At 65.0% G+C, this 17,855-nt stretch carries 19 protein-coding genes; 7 read left to right on the plus strand and 12 right to left on the minus strand.

Annotated features, from left to right (window positions below):
- Positions 1 to 210: 210 nt before the first annotated feature.
- Entirely contained in the window at positions 211 to 1,233 is a 1,023-nt protein-coding gene (locus KUW17_RS08350) for a ribose-phosphate pyrophosphokinase (protein ID WP_222477939.1), read from the minus strand.
- Between the two features lie 172 nt (positions 1,234 to 1,405).
- Between KUW17_RS08350 and KUW17_RS08355 the strand changes: the two genes are divergently transcribed.
- Together KUW17_RS08355 and KUW17_RS08360 are read left to right on the plus strand one after the other, a co-directional pair.
- The gene (locus KUW17_RS08355) at positions 1,406 to 2,200 is read left to right on the plus strand and encodes an alpha/beta fold hydrolase (protein ID WP_222477941.1); all 795 of its coding nucleotides are present in this window, start codon (positions 1,406 to 1,408) and stop codon (positions 2,198 to 2,200) included.
- Positions 2,201 to 2,278: 78 nt separating this feature from the next.
- Positions 2,279 to 3,037, plus strand: a complete 759-nt coding sequence (locus KUW17_RS08360) for a nuclear transport factor 2 family protein (protein ID WP_222477943.1) — start codon at positions 2,279 to 2,281, stop codon at positions 3,035 to 3,037.
- A gap of 13 nt (positions 3,038 to 3,050) precedes the next feature.
- On the opposite strand, the gene KUW17_RS08365 is transcribed toward KUW17_RS08360, so the two are convergent.
- Together KUW17_RS08365 and soxC are read right to left on the minus strand one after the other, a co-directional pair.
- Entirely contained in the window at positions 3,051 to 3,569 is a 519-nt protein-coding gene (locus KUW17_RS08365) for a c-type cytochrome (RefSeq protein ID WP_222477945.1), read from the minus strand.
- A complete protein-coding gene (soxC, locus tag KUW17_RS08370) occupies positions 3,556 to 4,839 on the minus strand; it encodes a sulfite dehydrogenase (protein ID WP_222477947.1) in 1,284 nt (427 codons plus the stop codon). Before soxC ends, KUW17_RS08365 begins: the two co-directional genes overlap by 14 nt.
- A 201-nt stretch (positions 4,840 to 5,040) precedes the next feature.
- Here soxC and KUW17_RS08375 point away from each other — a divergent pair, with 201 nt between their 5' ends.
- Positions 5,041 to 5,634, plus strand: coding sequence for a 2-hydroxychromene-2-carboxylate isomerase (locus KUW17_RS08375; protein WP_222477949.1), 594 nt, complete (start codon positions 5,041 to 5,043; stop codon positions 5,632 to 5,634).
- A gap of 18 nt (positions 5,635 to 5,652) precedes the next feature.
- Here KUW17_RS08375 and KUW17_RS08380 read toward each other — a convergent pair whose 3' ends face one another.
- From KUW17_RS08380 to KUW17_RS08405, 6 genes are all read right to left on the minus strand, one after another.
- On the minus strand, positions 5,653 to 6,687 hold the full coding sequence (locus KUW17_RS08380) for a threonine aldolase family protein (protein ID WP_222477951.1): 1,035 nt from the start codon (positions 6,685 to 6,687) through the stop codon (positions 5,653 to 5,655).
- A 90-nt stretch (positions 6,688 to 6,777) separates the two neighbouring features.
- Positions 6,778 to 6,984, minus strand: coding sequence for a hypothetical protein (locus KUW17_RS08385; RefSeq protein WP_222477953.1), 207 nt, complete (start codon positions 6,982 to 6,984; stop codon positions 6,778 to 6,780).
- 154 nt (positions 6,985 to 7,138) lie between these two features.
- Complete coding sequence (locus tag KUW17_RS08390) at positions 7,139 to 7,621, minus strand: YcgN family cysteine cluster protein (RefSeq protein WP_222477955.1); 483 nt, start codon at positions 7,619 to 7,621, stop codon at positions 7,139 to 7,141.
- Positions 7,618 to 8,550: a bifunctional riboflavin kinase/FAD synthetase gene (locus tag KUW17_RS08395; RefSeq protein WP_222477957.1), complete on the minus strand. Its 933-nt coding sequence runs from the start codon at positions 8,548 to 8,550 to the stop codon at positions 7,618 to 7,620. Before KUW17_RS08395 ends, KUW17_RS08390 begins: the two co-directional genes overlap by 4 nt.
- 688 nt (positions 8,551 to 9,238) lie before the next feature.
- Complete coding sequence (locus tag KUW17_RS08400; RefSeq protein WP_222477959.1) at positions 9,239 to 9,682, minus strand: MaoC family dehydratase; 444 nt, start codon at positions 9,680 to 9,682, stop codon at positions 9,239 to 9,241.
- A gap of 211 nt (positions 9,683 to 9,893) precedes the next feature.
- Positions 9,894 to 10,769, minus strand: a complete 876-nt coding sequence (locus KUW17_RS08405; RefSeq protein ID WP_222477961.1) for a TIGR01459 family HAD-type hydrolase — start codon at positions 10,767 to 10,769, stop codon at positions 9,894 to 9,896.
- A gap of 157 nt (positions 10,770 to 10,926) precedes the next feature.
- Here KUW17_RS08405 and KUW17_RS08410 point away from each other — a divergent pair, with 157 nt between their 5' ends.
- Positions 10,927 to 11,619 carry a hypothetical protein gene (locus KUW17_RS08410; RefSeq protein WP_222477963.1) on the plus strand — a complete coding sequence of 231 codons (693 nt, stop codon included), beginning with the start codon at positions 10,927 to 10,929 and terminating at the stop codon, positions 11,617 to 11,619.
- 76 nt (positions 11,620 to 11,695) lie between these two features.
- Here the strand turns inward: KUW17_RS08410 and KUW17_RS08415 are convergent, their stop codons facing one another.
- From KUW17_RS08415 to KUW17_RS08425, 3 genes are all read right to left on the minus strand, one after another.
- The gene (locus KUW17_RS08415) at positions 11,696 to 12,616 is read right to left on the minus strand and encodes a manganese-dependent inorganic pyrophosphatase (RefSeq protein WP_222477965.1); all 921 of its coding nucleotides are present in this window, start codon (positions 12,614 to 12,616) and stop codon (positions 11,696 to 11,698) included.
- Positions 12,617 to 12,734: 118 nt separating this feature from the next.
- The gene (locus KUW17_RS08420) at positions 12,735 to 13,715 is read right to left on the minus strand and encodes a TraB/GumN family protein (protein ID WP_222477967.1); all 981 of its coding nucleotides are present in this window, start codon (positions 13,713 to 13,715) and stop codon (positions 12,735 to 12,737) included.
- Between the two features lie 34 nt (positions 13,716 to 13,749).
- The gene (locus tag KUW17_RS08425) at positions 13,750 to 14,733 is read right to left on the minus strand and encodes a TraB/GumN family protein (protein ID WP_222477969.1); all 984 of its coding nucleotides are present in this window, start codon (positions 14,731 to 14,733) and stop codon (positions 13,750 to 13,752) included.
- A gap of 150 nt (positions 14,734 to 14,883) precedes the next feature.
- Here KUW17_RS08425 and KUW17_RS08430 point away from each other — a divergent pair, with 150 nt between their 5' ends.
- The 3 genes from KUW17_RS08430 (at position 14,884) to groL (ending at position 17,818) form a co-directional block, all read left to right on the plus strand.
- Complete coding sequence (locus KUW17_RS08430) at positions 14,884 to 15,579, plus strand: DUF2161 domain-containing phosphodiesterase (RefSeq protein WP_222477971.1); 696 nt, start codon at positions 14,884 to 14,886, stop codon at positions 15,577 to 15,579.
- A 226-nt stretch (positions 15,580 to 15,805) separates the two neighbouring features.
- Positions 15,806 to 16,093, plus strand: coding sequence for a co-chaperone GroES (locus tag KUW17_RS08435; protein ID WP_019298592.1), 288 nt, complete (start codon positions 15,806 to 15,808; stop codon positions 16,091 to 16,093).
- 75 nt (positions 16,094 to 16,168) lie between these two features.
- Positions 16,169 to 17,818 (plus strand): chaperonin GroEL, encoded by a 1,650-nt coding sequence (gene groL, locus KUW17_RS08440; protein WP_222477973.1) that lies wholly within the window; start codon positions 16,169 to 16,171, stop codon positions 17,816 to 17,818.
- Positions 17,819 to 17,855: the final 37 nt, after the last annotated feature.

Here is a 17,855-nt window from a genome sequence, read left to right on the forward strand (position 1 = left end):
CCTAGAACTGAGCCGCTACGATAGCCAAAAACGGGTGACGGAGAATGGTTAGGAAACGATACTCGGACGAGAACATCTTTAAGCTGCTGTGCCGCCAATGACGGAAATGTCCCGCAAAGCAGACCAGGCAGACAATCTCGCTTGAAGCCGCAGGCGTTAAAAAAAGCCCCACGAATTGCGGGGCTTTCTCAAATCTGGATAACAGCCGCCTCAGCCGCCGTTGGAATAAAGGCTCTCGTAGATCGGTACCAGCGTCTTGTCCTCGAACAGCGACGACACCGAGGTGCCGTGCCAGATGTTCAGGATCGCCTGGGTGAACAGCGGCGCGGTCGGCACGATGCGGATGTTCGGCGCGGCCTTCACCTCTTCGGTCGGCTGGATCGAGTCGGTCAGCACCAGCGATTTCATCACCGAGTTGGTGACGCGCTCCACCGCCGGGCCGCTCATCACGCCGTGGGTGATATAGGCGTGGACTTCCTTGGCGCCGTTGTCCAACAGCACCTGCGCCGCCTTGCACAGGGTGCCGGCGGTGTCGCACATGTCGTCGACGATCAGGCAGATCTTGTCCTTCACGTCGCCGATCACGGTCATTTCCGCCACTTCGCCCGGCTTCTCGCGGCGCTTGTCGACGATCGACAGCGGCGCGTTGATGCGCTTGGCCAGCTCGCGGGCGCGGGCCACGCCGCCGACGTCGGGGGACACCACCATCAGGTCGCCCATCTGGTCCTTGAACTGGTCCTTCACGTCCAGCGCAAAGATCGGCGAGGCATAGAGGTTGTCCACCGGAATGTCGAAGAAGCCCTGGATCTGCGCCGCGTGCAGGTCCATGGTCAGCACCCGCTCGACACCTGCGCCGGTCAGCATGTTGGCCACCAGCTTGGCCGAAATCGGAGTGCGCGCTTTGGTGCGGCGGTCCTGGCGGGCATAGCCGAAGTAGGGGATAACCGCGGTGATGCGCTGGGCAGAGGAGCGGCGCAGCGCGTCGGCGATGATCAGCAGCTCCATCAGGTTGTCATTGGCCGGGTTCGAGGTCGGCTGGATGATGAACATGTCTTCGCCGCGGACGTTCTCATAGACTTCGACGAAGATCTCGCCGTCATTGAACCGCTCGACGCGGGCGTCCACCAGCCCCTGGTCGACACCGCGGTGCATGCTCATCCGGCGGGCAATGGCTTGGGCAAGAGGAAGATTGGCGTTCCCAGCAATCAGCTTGGGTTCGTTCAAGGTCGGCATTGGCTGTGATCCCCAGGCAGCAATGGCAATGTGTCAGATTCGTGATATTGAACCCCGCTTATCATGCACTTACCCTCGCGCATAGTTCTAAGCGGGAGAAACAGCTTTTGGTGGCATCACGGCACGGCCTCTCAACCCTGTGCGCCTTCGCCTTGCCGTTGGGGCGGATGGGATGAGCAGCGCACCGCAGGTTTTCTGCCGCAGCTTCGGCCAGGGGCCCCGGTCCGTTCTGGCGGTGCATTGCTCGCTGGCCCATTCCGGCGCCTGGCGCGGTGTGGCAGAGCAGATGGCAGAGGAGATCACCCTCACCGCCTTCGACATGCTCAGCCACGGCCGCAGCCCGGACTGGGACGGGCAGGGCAACTACCAGCTCTTGAACACGCAGGCGGGGCTCGGGCTGCTGACCGAACCGCTGGACCTTGTGGGCCACTCCTTCGGCGCCACCGTGGCGCTCAGGATGGCGATGGCCCGCCCGCATCTGGTGCGCAGCCTGACTCTGATCGAACCGGTGCTGTTTGCCGCTGCCAAGGCCGAGGACCCCGTCGCCTTTACCGCGCTGCAGGAGGCCAGCCGCCCCGCCGAAGCGGCCTGGGCCGCAGGCGACCGGGAGCTGGCAACCCGGCTTTTCAACCGCATGTGGGGGGCAGGGGGCGTGAAATGGCCCGATCTGCCAGCCCCCGCCCGCGCCGCGATGATGCGGGCGATGCCGGTGGTGATCGGCAGCCACGGCACGCTTTACGACGACGAAAACGGCACATTGGCGCCCGGCGCGCTGGATATGGTCACGATGCCGGTGCAGATCCTGACCGGCGCGGACAGCCCGCCGGTAATTCCCGCCATTGCCCGCAGCCTCTGCCGCCGCCTCGGCGCCGCGCACACCGCGGTGCCGGGCGCCGCCCACATGCTGCCAATCACGCACCCGGTGGAAACCGCCGCCCTGCTGCGCCGCTTCTGGCAGCTGCTCTGACCCTTTGCGCTGCCGCCAAGGGCAGGGCAGGATGGCAGCACAGGCCGCATTTCAGGCAACACAGAGGAGACGGCACAGATGGCATCGAAAAAGGACCTGCTGAAAACCCTCCTCAAAGGCTTGGAGACAGGCGACCCGGCCTCCGCCGCCGTCGTCAACGAGGACAAGTACATCCAGCACAACCCGCAGACCCATGAGGGCAGCGAGGGGCTGGCGGTGCTCTTTGCGCGCCTCGCCAAGACCTCGCCCCGCGTCACCTTCAAGCGGGTGTTCGAGGATGGCGATTTCGCCTTTGCCCATATCGAATACGATTTCTCCTCCCTTCGCGCGGCCTTCGAGGTGTTCCGCTTCGAGGATGGCAAGGCAGTGGAGCACTGGGACAACATCCAAACCCTGCGCGGCCCCAATCCGTCGGGGCGGGGGATGCAGGACGGTGCCACGGAGATCACGGACCTCGACAAGACCGAAGAGAACCGCGCCCTGGCCCGCAGCTATACCGAGCAGGTGCTGATCCGGCGGCAGCTGGACCAGCTGCCGGACTATGTCCGCGCGGACCTCATCCAGCACAACCCGGACTTGGCCGACGGCCTGCCCGCTTTGCGCGATGCGCTGTCGGCCACGGAAAAAGGCGTGCCCGCTATCCAGTACCAGCATCTCCACCGGGTGCTGGCAGAGGGTAATTTCGTGCTCTGCGCCAGCGAGGGGCAGCGGGGCGGCATCCACACCAGTTTCTACGATCTCTACCGCATCGAGGACGGCAGGATCGCCGAGCACTGGGACACCATTGAAGCCATCCCCCCGCGCAGCGAGTGGAAGAACGACAACGGCAAATTCTAAGCCCGGCCCGTCCTCACCAGGGTTTCGCGCCCTGCTTGGCCCAGACGTCCAGGAAATTGCCGTGGTTCGGCATTTGCACCGCGGGCAGGGTCTCTGCCGTCATCGCGGTCTGTGCATCAATTACCCCGTTGCGCTCCAGGATGAAGGCCGCCAGCGCGTAAACCTCGTCATCGCTCAGCGACTTCGGCGCCTCCAGCGGCATCGCCCGGCGGATGTAGTCAAACAGCGTGGTGGCATAGGGCCAGTAGCTGCCTGCGGGCTTGGCCCAGACATCATTGGGGCCAACCGGCGGCATTACCGGGCCTTCGCTGCCGGTTGCGCCGTGGCAGGTGGCACATTTTGCGGCATAGATCTCCGCGCCTTGTGCTGCAGTGCCGCTGCCTGCGGGCAGGCCGGCACCTTCAGGCGTTACATAGGTGGCGTAAAACGGGATATCCGAGGCCTCCAAGGGCTGCCCCAGACCGGGCCCTTCGGCCCGGGCGGCTGCGGCGGTCAGCAGCAGGGCGGCGGCGGTGAGTTTAAAGATAGACATTCTGAACCGCTCCTTCTGCCGTGACCTGCCAGGGCTGGATGGCGTTGTAATGCAGGAAGTTCGAGGCGTGATAGCGCGCCTTCCAGTCGGCGCGCGCAGGCTGCACCGCGCCGGTCTCGTCCGTTGCGCGGCTCATCAGCACCAAGGGCGATCCGTCCCAGTGCCAGGGCAGGCTGAAGCGGGTCAGCGCTTGCGGCAGCACCGGCCCGGCCAGCGCCGCCTCGGCCCAGCTCTGACCGCCATCGGCAGAGACCTCGACCTTGGCAACCTTGCCCGCGCCGGTCCAGGCCAGCCCGGAAATCTCGTAAAACCCCGGCCCGCTCATGGTCATGGTCGCGGACGGATGGGTGATGAAGCTCTTCACCCCCATCGCAAAGGTGAACTGCACCGAGGAGCCGTCAGCCAGGATCTCGGTGTATTCGCCCGATTCATCCTTGGTATGCACCGGCGCCTCCGTCACCCACAGGCTGGTCAGCCACTTGATGTTCATGTTGCCCTCGAACCCGGGCAGCAGCAGCCGCATCGGATAGCCCTGCTCGGGCCGGATCCGCTCGCCGTTCTGGTACAGTGCCAGCATTCCGTCGCTCATCACCTTCTCCATTGGGATCGAGCGCGCCAGGCTCGGCCCGTCGGCGCCCGCGGCCACCACCCATTTGCCCTCAGGCTTGACGCCCGCTTCCTCCATCAGAACGCGCATAGGAATGCCGGTCCATTCGGTGTTCGACACCAGCCCATGCAGCATGTCGCAGCCCGCCTGCATCGGCTCCGGCATCACCGCGTTGAACAGGCTGTTACCGGCGCATTCCAGGAAATGCGTGGCGGTCACCATCGGATAGCGCTCCAGCGCCTCCAGGCTGAACTGCAGCGGTCGCTCCACCAGCCCGTGGATCATCAGCCGGTGGCGGGCCGGGTCAATGTCGGGGCGGCCCCCGTGATGCACCTCGTAATGCAGCCCGTTGGGGGTGATGGTGCCGCGCAGCTTGTGGTGCGGCGTGCCCGACAGGCTGAAGGCCGGCGCCACGTCCTGCCAAGGTTCGATGATGGCGCGCTGCACCGAGGATTCGGCTGCGGCCGGCATGCCGTAACCGCGCGCCCGCGCCCCGGCGGCTTTGGTCCACTCGGGAATTTCGGCCTCCGCCCGCGCCGCCTTTGGCAGAGCCAGGCCCGCAGCGGTCCCGGCCGCGGCCGAGACCAGCAGCATCCGGCGGCTCAGCAGCCCGCCGCCCGCGGCATAGTCCAGCGCCGCGCCGTCAATGTCGGATCGTGTCATTTGAATGTCCCCTCCCTCGCTGGCAAATGCTGCTCGCACAGGGCCTCAGGACGCGGGTCTTGCCACCCGCTGCTTCCGCAAGACTATCACAAAACGGGCCGCAGCAGCAGGGGCGGGGGCTGGGGCGGCTGCGGACGGCCTTTGGACTATCCGGCGCCTGCGCCTACACTCTTCATCAGCAATGACTGACAGGAGGCCCCCATGCCCGGACTGGATTTCTGGTATTCGATCGGCAGCACATACACCTACCTGACGGTGATGCGGATCGCGGATGCGGCGGCGCAGGCTGGCATTCCGGTCCGCTGGCGCCCCTTCAACGTGCGCCATGTGATGACGGTGCAGAACAACATCCCGTTCAAGGATAAGCCGGAAAAGACCGCCTACATGTGGCGCGACATCGAACGCCGCGCCGGACGCTACGGCCTGCATGTGCGGCTGCCCGCGCCGTACCCGCTGCCGGAACTGGTGCTGGCCAACCAGGTGGCGGCGCTGGGCGCGGCAGAGGGCTGGGGCGAGGCCTATACCCAGGCAGCCTACCGCTGCTGGTTCGAGGCCGGCCAGCCCGCGGGCGAGGACCCGAACCTTTCCGCCAGCCTCCAGGCCGCGGGCCAGGACCCGGCCCGAGTGCTGGCAGAGGCGGTGTCTGACAAAACCGTCAAAATGCTCGCGGACGCAACCGAGGAAGCAATGGCGCTGGGCATCTTCGGCGCCCCCAGCTTCGTCGTGGCGGGCGAGGTGTTCTGGGGCGACGACCGGCTGGAGGACGCGCTCCTCTGGGCGCAGGGCAAACGCTAGGCGCCGCCCTGCAACAGATCAGAGCAGTGACAGGAACGCCCGGATGTCTTCCTCCGGCACCGACCAGTCGCACACAAACCGCGCCGTGACCATCTCGTTCTCCGGCCCCTGCAGCAGCCCGTCCCACAGGTGATAGATAGCGCCCGCTGCAAACAATTCCTGATGCTTGCGGCGGGGCAGGGCGGCAAAGATCATGTTGGCCTGGGCGGGATGGGTGAAATGGGCGCCCGCCGCCTTCAGCCCCTCGGCCAGCAGCGCCGTCTTGGCATTGGCCGCGCGGGCGTTCTCCAGCCACAGATCGTCACTCAGATAGGCCAGCATCTGCGCCGACAGATAGCGGTGCTTGGAAAACAGATGCGCGCCGCGCTTGCGGCGGTACTCGAACTCCTGCGCATGGCGCGGATCAAAGAAGATCACCGCCTCCACCCCCAGGCAGCCGTTCTTGGTGCCGCCGAAGGACACCGCATCGACACCCGCCTTCCAGGTCATCTCGGCCGGCGTGCAGCCCAGCGACACCAGCGCATTGGTGAACCGCGCGCCGTCCATATGCACCGGCAGCCCGTATTCCTTGGCCGCTCCGCAGACCGCCTGCAGTTCCTGCAGACTGTAGACGGTGCCGAACTCCGTCACCTGCGTCAGCGACACCGGCCCCCGCTGCGGACCGTGCACGCCGCGGGTTTCCTCGCCCTCGATGGCCGCGCGCAGCCCCTCGGAGGTCATCTTGTCTGCCTCCGTCACCAGCGTCAGCTTGGCGCCGCCGGTATAGAACTCCGGCGCGTTGCATTCATCCATGTTGATATGGGCAGGTTTGGTGCAGAACACCGTCTGCCAGGGCTGCGCCAGGGTCGACAGCGCCAGCACATTGGCGGCGGTGCCGGTGGCCACCAGGTAAACTGCCGCCTCCGGCGCCTCGAAAATCTCCCTGATCCGTTCCGTCACCTCGGCCATTTCCGCGTCTGCGCCATAGCCCATGGCATAGCCCTGGTTGGCCCGCGCCAGCGCGTCGAGGATCTGCTGCGGCACCGGGCCGGAGTTGTCGGAGGCGAAATGCATCGGTCAGGGTCCTTGATCTGCCAGGGTCTTACCCCCAAGCAGTAGGCAACTCCGCCGCCGATGCCAAGGCGGTTCCGGGCAGGCGCGCGCTCAGAAGATCTGGGCGAACAGATAGCCGAGCCCGATGCCGGTGCAAGTGCCGAGAGAGGCCCAGACCGTCAGCTGCCGCCCCAGGTGATACTGGTGCCAGGCCTGGATTTCCGCCGCCTGCTTGCTGCTGAGGCCCAGGGTCGAGAGGTATTCCTTGGCCTTGTAGGCTTCTCTTTCGCTGAAGTAGGTGCCGTGCTCGAATGGCATTTGCCGCCCTCCTCATGGGAACCCGCCCGGATCCGGCGCCGGCGCGGCGCAGGCCCGGGGTTTCCGCAGCATGCGGGCGGCGCAGCACGCCGTGCAACCTTGAATTGTATTGATGTTTAACGAAACCACACCCGCCCCGCCGGGCAGGCAGCGGTCAGCCGGTGGGCTCTTCGATGATGTGGTCTTCCCACTCGTCCTCGGCGATCTCGAACTCCGACACCGTCCAGCCGCGCACCGAAACCCCCGCCTCATGCACGCTTTCCGGCGTGCCGGTCAGCAGCGGGTGCCAGTCCGGCAGCGGCTTGCCTTGCCACAGCAGCCTATAGGCGCAGGTCTGCGGCATCCAATAGGCGTGGGTGTCCAGGTTGTCCGGCTTCAGCACGATGCACTCGGGGATGAACTGATGGCGGATCGGATACTGGGCGCAGCGGCAGGTGCTGTCGTCCAGCAGGCGGCAGGCCACCCGGGTCAGCGCGACCTCGCCGCTGTCCTCATCCTCCAGCTTGTTGAGGCAGCATTTGCCGCAGCCGTCGCACAGCGCTTCCCATTCCTTCTGGCTCAGCTTCTCCAGCGGCTTCTTCTCCCAGAAGCGTTCGCCCAGACCGGAGCGGTCAATCACGTCTCTTGCAGGTTTCATAGCGCCGCCAGAATTTCACGCGCCTGGGCGCAGTCCGCATCCATCTGCGCCGTCAGCGCTTCCAGCCCGTCGAACTTCAGCTCCGGCCGCAGGAATTCCACCAGCCCGACCGACAGCGTCGCGCCGTAAAGATCGCCGGAAAAATCGAACAGGAAGGTTTCGATATTGGGCACCACGCCGCCGAACATCGGCCTGACCCCGATCGAGGCCGCGCCGTGGTAGCTGCCCGCATGCGGCCCGTCCAGCACATCGACCAGCACCGCATAGACGCCGAACCGCGGCTGGTGCAGCCCGTCGATCGACATGTTGGCAGTGGGGAAGCCCAGCTCCCGCCCGCGCTGCTCGCCGCCGATCACCACACCCTCGATCCTGTGCCAATGGCCCAGCATCTCCTTGGCATCCGCAGGCCGCCCTTCGCTCAATGCGTTGCGGATCGCGGTGGAGGAGACCGCGTGCTCGGAATATTCCATCAGCGGCGCAATGGTGACGCCAAAGCCGTATTGTTCGCCAAACCGCTGCAGGTCCTCGGCATTGCCGGCCCGGCCCTTGCCGAAACAGAAATCGGCGCCGACAACCACATGCGCCAGCCCCAGCCCTTCGGAGATCACGTCGCGGGCAAACTCCTCCGGCGTCAGGCTCGACAGCGCGGTGTTGAAGTTCAGCTCGTAGAGCCGCTCCACCCCCAGCTTTTCCAGCCGGTGGGCGCGGGTGTCGGCGCGCATCAGGCGGAAGGGCGGCGCATCGGGCGCAAAATACTCGCGCGGGTGCGGCTCAAACGTCATCACCCCCAAGGGCGCTCCGGGCGCGGCCATGCGGGCCAGCTCGATCACCGACTGATGGCCCAGATGCACGCCGTCAAAGTTGCCGATGGCGACAGTGGCGCCCCGGTCCTGATGTTCGACGAATTCATAATCTCTGACGATACGCATGGCGCATCCGTACCTGCACCGCGGCGGCGGTTCAAGCGGCCAGTGGCGGGGGAGGGCGAGAGCCGGGCGAGCGCCTGCCCGCGGGGTGGCGCTGCAACGGCTATGCATGGCAGTTTATCGCTGCAACGTCCGTACAACTCATCATGGGACTACCGCACTTGCCAAAGCGCCAGCCCGGTGGGGCGGCCTCTCGCGCATTGCAAGGCAATGCGCTGCCGGCAGGCGATTGCAAGCAATCGCCGAGAGGCAGGCGCTCGCCCGGCGGCGCTGCGCGCCTTGATTCCGGGCGGGATGGCCCACTCCCACCGGGGCGTTGCGCACCCACCGTACGCCCCATTCACGCGATCCTCACGCCCCTCTGCCATACTCCCAGAAGATCGCGATCCCCCGCCATGGTTCCCGCGCGCGGGGCCATGATACGAGGCGCAGGCATCTGTGCGGCTGCCTGCGCGACATCCCGGAGACCGGCCCTGATAAAAAGGGGGTCGTCCAAGCGAGCTTGTCCGAGCAGGCCCCCGGCGGGGTCTGTCCACCTCCACCCGGCGGCGCCGCCCCCTTAATTGGGATACTGGCACAACGGAACGGAAAGACCGGAACAACAGAGACTACCAAGGCAAAACCGCCAAGGGCAGAGGCCCCCGGCGGCTGAAACTGCTGCAAACTGCAGGCTGTGCGGATGCAGCCCGTCTCAGTCGAACTTGCGCGACGGCGCCATCACCATGGCCTCGCCCACCAGCACCTTCTTGCCGTTGACGATGCAGCGGCAGTCCAGCTTCACCCGGCGCTTGTCGATCACGATGTCGGTCACCTCGACCTCCGCCAGCACCAGGTCGCCCGGGCGCACCGGCGCCAGGAATTTCAGCGACTGGCTCATGTAGATGGTGCCATGGCCGGGCAGCTGCTCGCCGATCACCGCCGAGATCAGCCCGGCGGTTAGCATCCCGTGCGCGATCCGGCCCTCGAAAATGGTGTCCTGCGCATAGGCGTCATCCAGATGCACCGGGTTGCGGTCGGTGGAGACCTCGGCGAACTTCTCGATGTCCTCATCGGTGATGACTTTGCGCAGGTAGCGCACCATGCCCATCTCGATGTCCTCGATGCAGATGGTCCCGCGCGGCATGTTGTCCAACATCTCATCCTCCGTTCGCCTGGCCCTTGTTGCGTGGTTCGGCCGCTTGGCGTTGTAACTTTTGCGCGCCGAAATGGCCGCTTGCGCAACTTTATTACTTTGCAACTGCAGAAAATCAAGAGATTTCTGACAAAAGAAAACCCCGCCGGGTGGGGCGGGGTGTGACCGGAGCAAGGGGGACCCCGTGCAATTTCAAGGGGTGCCGCAGGCAGTTTTAGCGCAGGAAACCAATGGCATAGGTGGGTGCGGACTGCTCCTGCGCCAGGTAGGCCTGCAGCGCCTCCGGGTCCGGCTGGACCGATGTTTTTGTCTCTCTGGCCGCAAGGCCGCCGGTGATGAACAGGGAATCGATGCCTTCGCCCATGGCGCCGGCAATATCCGTGTGCGGCCCGTCGCCGATCGCCAGGATCTCGGAATCGGCAATCCCCGGGCTGACTTCCTGCAGCCGCAGCCGGGCCAGGTCATAGATCGGCGGGTGCGGCTTGCCGAAATAGAGGCTCTCGCCGCCCATCTCCGTATAAAGCCGCGCCAGCGCCCCCGCGCACCACTCCCGCGTCTCGCCGCGGTCGACGATGATGTCGGGGTTGGCGCACAAGAGCTTCATGCCCATCTGCTTGGCATAAAGGAAATCGGGCCGGTTCACCTCCGGGTCCGCCATCGTGTCGAACGGGCCGCAGCAGACGATGCCCTCGGCTTCCCGAAGCGGCACCCGGGTGATCTCCACCGGGTCATGGATCACGTGCAGCGGCTCGAAAAAGCCCGCATCGCGCTCCCACTCGCCCATGAAATACACCTTGTTACCGACCGCGCCGGTGAACATCGCCGCGCGGGCCGAATCGCCGGAGGTGGAGATCGTGTCATAGGCATCCGCCGGGACATTGAACTGCCCCAGCTGCGCCGCCACCCCCGCGCGCGGCTTCGGCGAATTGGTCACCAGCACCACGACCCCGCCCTGCGCCCGGTACGCCTGCAGCGCCGCAACTGCCTCGGGAAAGGCGGTGATGCCGTTGTGCACGCAGCCCCAAAGGTCCACGAACAGCGCCTTGTAGCGGCTGGAAATGTCGGAAAGGGAGGTGATGATCTGGGTCATGGCCGGGCCTTCGCGCATAGGGATCTGGTGCGCGCACAGCTATGGCAGAGAGCGGCGGGATTGGCCAGCGGGCGGGCGTTACTTGCCGCCGGGTATTCCCAATCTGCAACCGGCAGCATAGTCTGGAAGCTGATATTCAATCAGGCAAACAAGCCGTATGCAATTTGTCGAACGATCTATTATCGGGCTGAGATCCGCCCGCCATGTATTCGAAAGCCCCTCTCACCCTGCGCAGGTGACCCTGTTTCCGATGGTGCATATCGGCGAGGCCCGTTTCTTTGATGAAGTGTACAGGGATGCTCTGGATCACGATGTGCTGCTGTTCGAGGGGGTAAAGTCACCGGTCGTGGGACATCTGACCCGTTCCTACCGCTGGCTGGACAGCGGCCGCTTGGGGCTGGTGGCACAGCCCAGGATGCCGGCCGGAGCGGGCGGGGCGGAACGCATTCACGCTGATGTCAGCCAAGCGGAATTCGAGGCGGCCTGGAAAACGCTGCCGCTTGCGCTGCGCATCCTTTGCGTTGCCTATGCGCCGTGGACCGGGTTGCGCCGCCGATGGTTTTCAACACGAGACAGCCTGTCGCAAGGGCTCGATGTGGACGATCTCCGCACACGGGAGAGCAGCTTGTTCTGGGATGCGGACAGTGCCGCACTGCAGAACGTCATCCGGACCCGGCGTGACATGCGGCTGTGCGAAAAGCTGACTGCTGTCTTGGACCGGACAGAAGAGTTATCCATAGCCGTTGTTTTTGGTGCAAATCACATGCCGGCTGTGTCGCGGATGTTGTCGGACTATGCGGGATTCCGCCCGGCGGGCAGCGAATGGATGACAGTTTTCGGGCTGGACTAAGAACAGCCTCAGCCGTGCCGGCGCAAACTGAAAAGGCGCCCCAAGGGGCGCCTTTTGTTTCCGGCTGCGGCTGCGATCAGACTTTCAGGTTCGGAATGATCTGCTTCTTGCGGGACATGATGCCCGGCAGCACCACGGTGTCGCCCTCCGCATCGGCGCCAAAGGACTTGGCAGCCACGGTTTTCACCAGGTCGTTCGGCACCAGCAGGGTGGCTTCCTCGTTCAGGATGTCGACCACGAACAGCAGCACCTGATCGACGCCGTCCTCGGCCGCGACGGAGGTCATCGTGTTCATCAGCGACGCCTTGCGGTCCAGAACCACGCCCGGCGCGGTGGTTTCCAGAACGGAGACGCGGAACTTGGTGCCGTCGACCTCGTATTCCTTGGAATCCATGCGGATCAGCTCCGCATCGGAGAAGGAGGAGACGTCGGATTTGGCGGCAAACATCTCCGCCGCGTATTCGGAGATGTTGATGCCCAGCTCGCCCGCCAGCTTCTCGGCCACGGCCTTGTCATGCGCGGTGGTGGTGGGGGAGCGGAATTCCAGCGTGTCGGACAGGATGCAGGTCAGCGCCGCGCCTTTGATGGCTTCCGGCATCTTGGCGGCATCGTCGCCCATCAGGTCGTGCATGATGGTGGCGGTGCAGGCCAGCGGGCGGATGGTGATGTCGATCGGGCCTTTGGTCTCCAGGCCGCCGACCAGCTTGTGGTGGTCGATGATCGCCTGCACGTCGGCGCCGTTGATGTTGGCGGGCAGCTCTGCCGGGTTGTTGGTGTCAACAATCACCACAGCCGCATCGTCGGCCACGTCAGCGATGATTTCCGGCTTCTCCAGGCCCCAGCGCTGCAGCATGAAGGCGGCTTCGGTGTTCGGCTCGCCCAGCAGTTTCGGGGCGGCGGCCACGCCTTTCACCTCGTTCAGGTACCAGGCCCAGACGATCGGGGAGCCGGTGGAATCGGTGTCGGGGGATTTGTGGCCGAAAACTTGGATGGTCATGGGGCTGTCCTGTTCATGCAAAAGGTCAGAAAGGGGAGATTTGCGCGCCTTATAGGGCTGGCGCGCAGGCTTGTCACCCCGCTGATGCTGCAATGCGGCGTTGTGTTCAGGGCGGGGTTCAGAACGGCGCACGCTCCAGCGTGTAGCCCTCTTGCTGCAACAGGTTCAGCACGCCGTTTTCACCGGGCAGATGCAGCGCGCCTGCGGCCACCACGATACGGTCGCCCCCGGCCGCCTCGATCACCGAGATCCAGCTGCGGTTGCGCTGGTCCATCAGCATCTCCATCGACTCCGCCCAAAGCGCCTCGCGCTCGGCTTGTGTCAGGGCGCCGCTCTGCAGGAAATCCCGTTCGCTGAGGAGCAGGGCATAAAGCGCTTGCTGGTCGAAATAGGCCTCAACCGTGGTGATGAACCCGTCGGTGCCGCCGCCCATCAGGGCGGTGAAGGCGCGCAGCTGGCGGACCTGTTCCTCCAGCGGATCGGCGTCCATCATCCGGATGATGGTCATCGGGTCCTCCAGCGACTGCACCGGCACATCCGCCGCTTCGGCGATTTCCCCCAGCCGCAGGTCCAGGCCCCGCTTGACGTCCTTGTCCTGCCGCAGGCACGGCGGGAACGCCATCGACAGGGCCAGGAACCAGGGCCGCATCTTGGCCGCCATCCACGGCGGCATGCCGTTGTCGCGGACCTTGGCGGCCAGGGCCTCCCATTCCGCAGCGGGCAGCCGGTCGATCAGCGTGGGGCCTTCGGTGATCAGCATCAGCGAGGGCGTGCGGCCCAGTTCCGCCTCAAACGCGGCCTTGTCGGCGGGGCTGGCCTCCATCAGCAAAAGGTCCGCCTGCCGGACCAGCGGCGCCAGATCCGCGCTGATCCGCTCCATCCGCAGGTCATTGATGTGCAGGGTGCCGATCACATGCACGTTGCGGCTGCCGCGCCGGGCGATCCAGTGGTTGCCGCCGGAGAACGGCACCGCCTCAATGCGCGCCTCGAAGCCGGCGCGCTCCTCTTCTGTCAGGGCGGTGCGCAGGTCGGTGCCGGTGCAGGCGGCCCAGAGCGATGCAGGCAGCAGCAGGAAAAACACGGTCAAAAGCAGTCGCATCGAAATATCCCTGAATGAAATCTTCCGCGCCGTTTTACCACGGGGCGCGGGCCAGGCTGAAGCCCCTGGCCTTGAGAAGGTTAAGCAGCCCGTTCCTGCCGGGCAGATGGGCGGCGCCCACGGCAACCACGAACCGCTCCTGCTGCGCCGCCTGGATCACCTTCATCCAGCGGATGTTGCGCTGGTCCAGCAGGCGGCGGTTGTACTGGGCCCACAGCCGTTCCGTCTCAGCCGCGGAGAAGCTGCTGTACTGGGCGCTGATCCAGGGCGCCAGCACGAAAGAGGTCCAGACGCTCTGGTCGAAATAGGCCTCCACCGGGGTGGCGTCCTCGGGCTTGTCGGACTGGATCAGCTCCAGTTCCAGCTGCAGCATCCGGGCCTGATCGCGCAGCGGCAGGCTGGACACCGCCGCCAGCGCCTGTTCGGGCGTTTCCAGCGCCCCCAGCGGAATCCGGTTGCGGCGGGCGAAATCGGAGATCCGGTCGTCCAGCCCGCGGCGCAGGCCGAACCCGTAGGGGCGGCAGCCGCTTTGCACCAGGAACATCGAGATCGCCCAGGGCTGCATCCGGTTCACGGTGTCCAGGTTGGCGCCGGAGATCCGGGCGGTCAGCTCGAACTGCTCCCAGGACTCGGGCGGCAGCAGCTGCCGCAGCTCGCGCCCCTGCGGCAGCAAAAAGCTGCGCGCCACCGAGGGCGGCATCCGGTCCAGCCGCTGCATGTCCTGGTCCGAGGTCTCCAGATAGATCGCCTGTGCCGACGCCAGCGCCGGGCGCAGGGTGCGCATCACCTTGGCCATGCGGGCATCGCCGCCATGCATGGTGCCGATCACATGAATGCTGCGGCTGCCCTTGGTGGCGACCCAGTGGTTGCCCTCGGAAAACGGGGTGGCGGCCATCGCGCGGTCGAGCCGCTCCTGGGTGGCGGGCGGCAGATAGGCGCGGTAGTCGATGCCGCGGCAGGCGGCAAAGCCGGCGGTGGCCTGCAGCATCAGCGCAAGGGCTAGTGCAATGGATTTCATCAGGTGCCCTTTCCCCGGGAGTTCCGGAACGATGGCCTGGACCTATGACCCTAGGGCGGGGCAGGGGGTGCGGCAACGTAAAACCCTGCGGCGGCCGGCAATACCCGGCGGCGGATTGCCATCGGCGGCGCTTCCTGCCAGTCATGGGGCATGGAACGCGAGGATCAGCTGTATGCGCCGGTGAAGGCGCTGCTGGAAGGCCAGGGCTATGCCGTCAAGGGCGAGGTGGGGGCTGCCGATGTGGTGGGCGTCCGCGGTGCGGAACCGCCGGTGATTGTCGAGCTGAAGCTTAAGTTCTCGCTGTCGCTGTTTCATCAGGCGATCGCCCGGCTGGCGATCACCGATCACGTCTATATCGCGGTGCCGCGGCCCGGCGGGCGGCAGGCGCGGCGGATGATGAAGGACAATCTGGCGATGTGCCGGCGGCTGGGGCTGGGGCTGATCACGGTGCTGGCGGACGGCCGGGCGGAGGTCCATTGCGATCCCGGCCCCTACAGCCCCCGCAAATCAAAGAAAAAGCAGGCGCGGCTGCTGCGCGAGTTTCAAACCTTGCGCGGCGATCCCAACGCGGGCGGCGCCACACGGCACGGCATTGTCACCGCCTACCGCCAGGACGCGCTGGCCTGCGCCGCGCATCTGGCCGGGGCGGGCGCCTGCAAGGGGGCGGAGGTCGCCAGGGCCACCGGCGTCGCGCGGGCCACGCGGCTGATGGCCAGCAACCATTACGGCTGGTTCGAGCGGGTGGAGACAGGGGTTTACCAGCTGACAGACGCGGGCCGCGACGGGCTGGTGCATTGGGCGGAAAGCTGGGAAGACGCGGCAGTCTCCGGCCCGGAGCAATTTTGATTTTTTGTTTTTCGAAGTAAAAACAAAAGCTTGAACGTGTTCTCTCTGGTGCTGCCAGCGCCGCGGAAAATCCAGCAATTTTTCTTGCATGAAGATGTTGACTCGGCCCGGATCGATGCCTAGCTTCCCCTCGTTAGCACTCAGCCCTGTTGAGTGATAACGGCCCCGCCGGGGAGGCGGAGGTCCCATAGATAACAACCTTTGAGCCTTTCAAGGAGCTGCAAAGATGGCATTGAAACCGCTTCATGACCGCGTGCTGGTGCGCCGCACCGAAAGCGAAGAGAAAACCGCGGGCGGCCTGATCATCCCCGATTCCGCCAAGGAAAAGCCGAGCGAAGGCGTTGTGGTTGCATGCGGCGCAGGCGCCCGCAAGGACAGCGGCGAACTGATCGAGATGGCCGTGTCCGCTGGCGACCGCATCATGTTCGGCAAATGGTCCGGCACCGAGATCACCGTCGACGGTGAAGAGCTGCTGATGATGAAGGAAAGCGACATCATGGGCATCATCGAGTAAGACCCCGGGATTATCCCAAGTCTGCTCTGATCCCTGATCGCTGAAACACACAGAATTTCTCTAGGAGAGTGAAAAATGGCTGCTAAGGACGTCAAATTCGACACCGATGCCCGCAACCGCATGCTGAAAGGCGTCAACATTCTGGCCGACGCCGTGAAAGTGACCCTGGGCCCGAAAGGCCGCAACGTGGTTCTGGACAAATCCTTCGGCGCACCGCGCATCACCAAGGACGGCGTGTCCGTGGCGAAGGAAATCGAACTGGAAGACAAGTTCGAGAACATGGGCGCCCAGATGGTGAAGGAAGTTGCTTCCCGCACCAACGACGAAGCCGGTGACGGCACCACCACCGCAACCGTTCTGGCCCAGGCGATCGTCAAAGAAGGCCTGAAGCAGGTTGCAGCCGGCCTGAACCCGATGGACCTGAAGCGCGGCATCGACCTGGCAACCGCCAAAGTCGTGCAGGGCATCAAGGACATGGCCCGCGAAGTGAAAGACTCCGACGAGGTTGCGCAGGTTGGCACCATCTCCGCCAACGGCGAAGCTGAAATCGGCCGCCAGATCGCTGACGCGATGCAGAAAGTCGGCAACGAAGGCGTCATCACCGTCGAAGAGAACAAAGGCATGGAAACCGAGACCGACGTGGTCGAGGGCATGCAGTTCGACCGCGGCTACCTGTCGCCCTACTTCGTCACCAACCCCGACAAGATGGTCGCGGATCTGGAAGACTGCATGATCCTGCTGCACGAGAAGAAACTGTCTTCGCTGCAGCCGATGGTTCCGCTGCTGGAGCAGGTGATCCAGTCGCAGAAACCGCTGCTGATCATCGCTGAGGACGTCGAAGGCGAAGCGCTGGCAACCCTGGTTGTCAACAAGCTGCGCGGCGGCCTGAAAATCGCAGCCGTCAAGGCACCGGGCTTCGGCGACCGCCGCAAGGCCATGCTGCAGGACATCGCGATCCTGACCGGCGGCCAGGTGATCTCCGAGGATCTGGGCATGAAGCTCGAGTCCGTCACCATGGACATGCTGGGCACCGCCAAGAAAATCTCCATCACCAAAGACGAAACCACCATCGTCGACGGCGCTGGCGAGAAGGCCGAGATCGAAGCACGCGTTGCCCAGATCCGCACCCAGATCGAAGAGACCACCTCTGACTACGACCGCGAGAAGCTGCAGGAACGCGTTGCCAAACTGGCAGGCGGCGTTGCCGTGATCCGCGTCGGCGGCATGACCGAAGTGGAAGTGAAAGAGCGCAAGGACCGTGTGGACGATGCGCTGAACGCCACCCGCGCAGCCGTGCAGGAAGGCGTGATCGTCGGCGGCGGTGTTGCCCTGGTGCAGGCCGGCAAGGGCCTGGAAGGCCTGGAAGGCGCCAACGCCGACCAGAACGCAGGCATCAACATCGTCCGCAAGGCCATCGAAGCGCCGCTGCGCCAGATCGCCGAGAACGCAGGCGTTGACGGTGCCGTGGTGGCCGGCAAGATCCGCGAATCCAAGGACAGCGCCTTCGGCTACAATGCGCAGACCGGCGAATATGGCGACATGTTCTCCTTCGGCGTGATCGACCCGGCCAAAGTGACCCGCACCGCTCTGGAAGACGCGGCATCGGTTGCAGGCCTGCTGATCACCACCGAAGCCATGGTTGCCGACAAGCCCGCCAAAGAAGGCGCGGCAGGCGGCGGCATGCCCGACATGGGCGGCATGGGCGGCATGGGCGGCATGATGTAAGCATCAGCCATCCATCCGGATGACTTTGGGGGCTGCC

Source organism: Leisingera aquaemixtae (assembly GCF_019801145.1).
Lineage (GTDB): Bacteria > Pseudomonadota > Alphaproteobacteria > Rhodobacterales > Rhodobacteraceae > Leisingera > Leisingera aquaemixtae_A.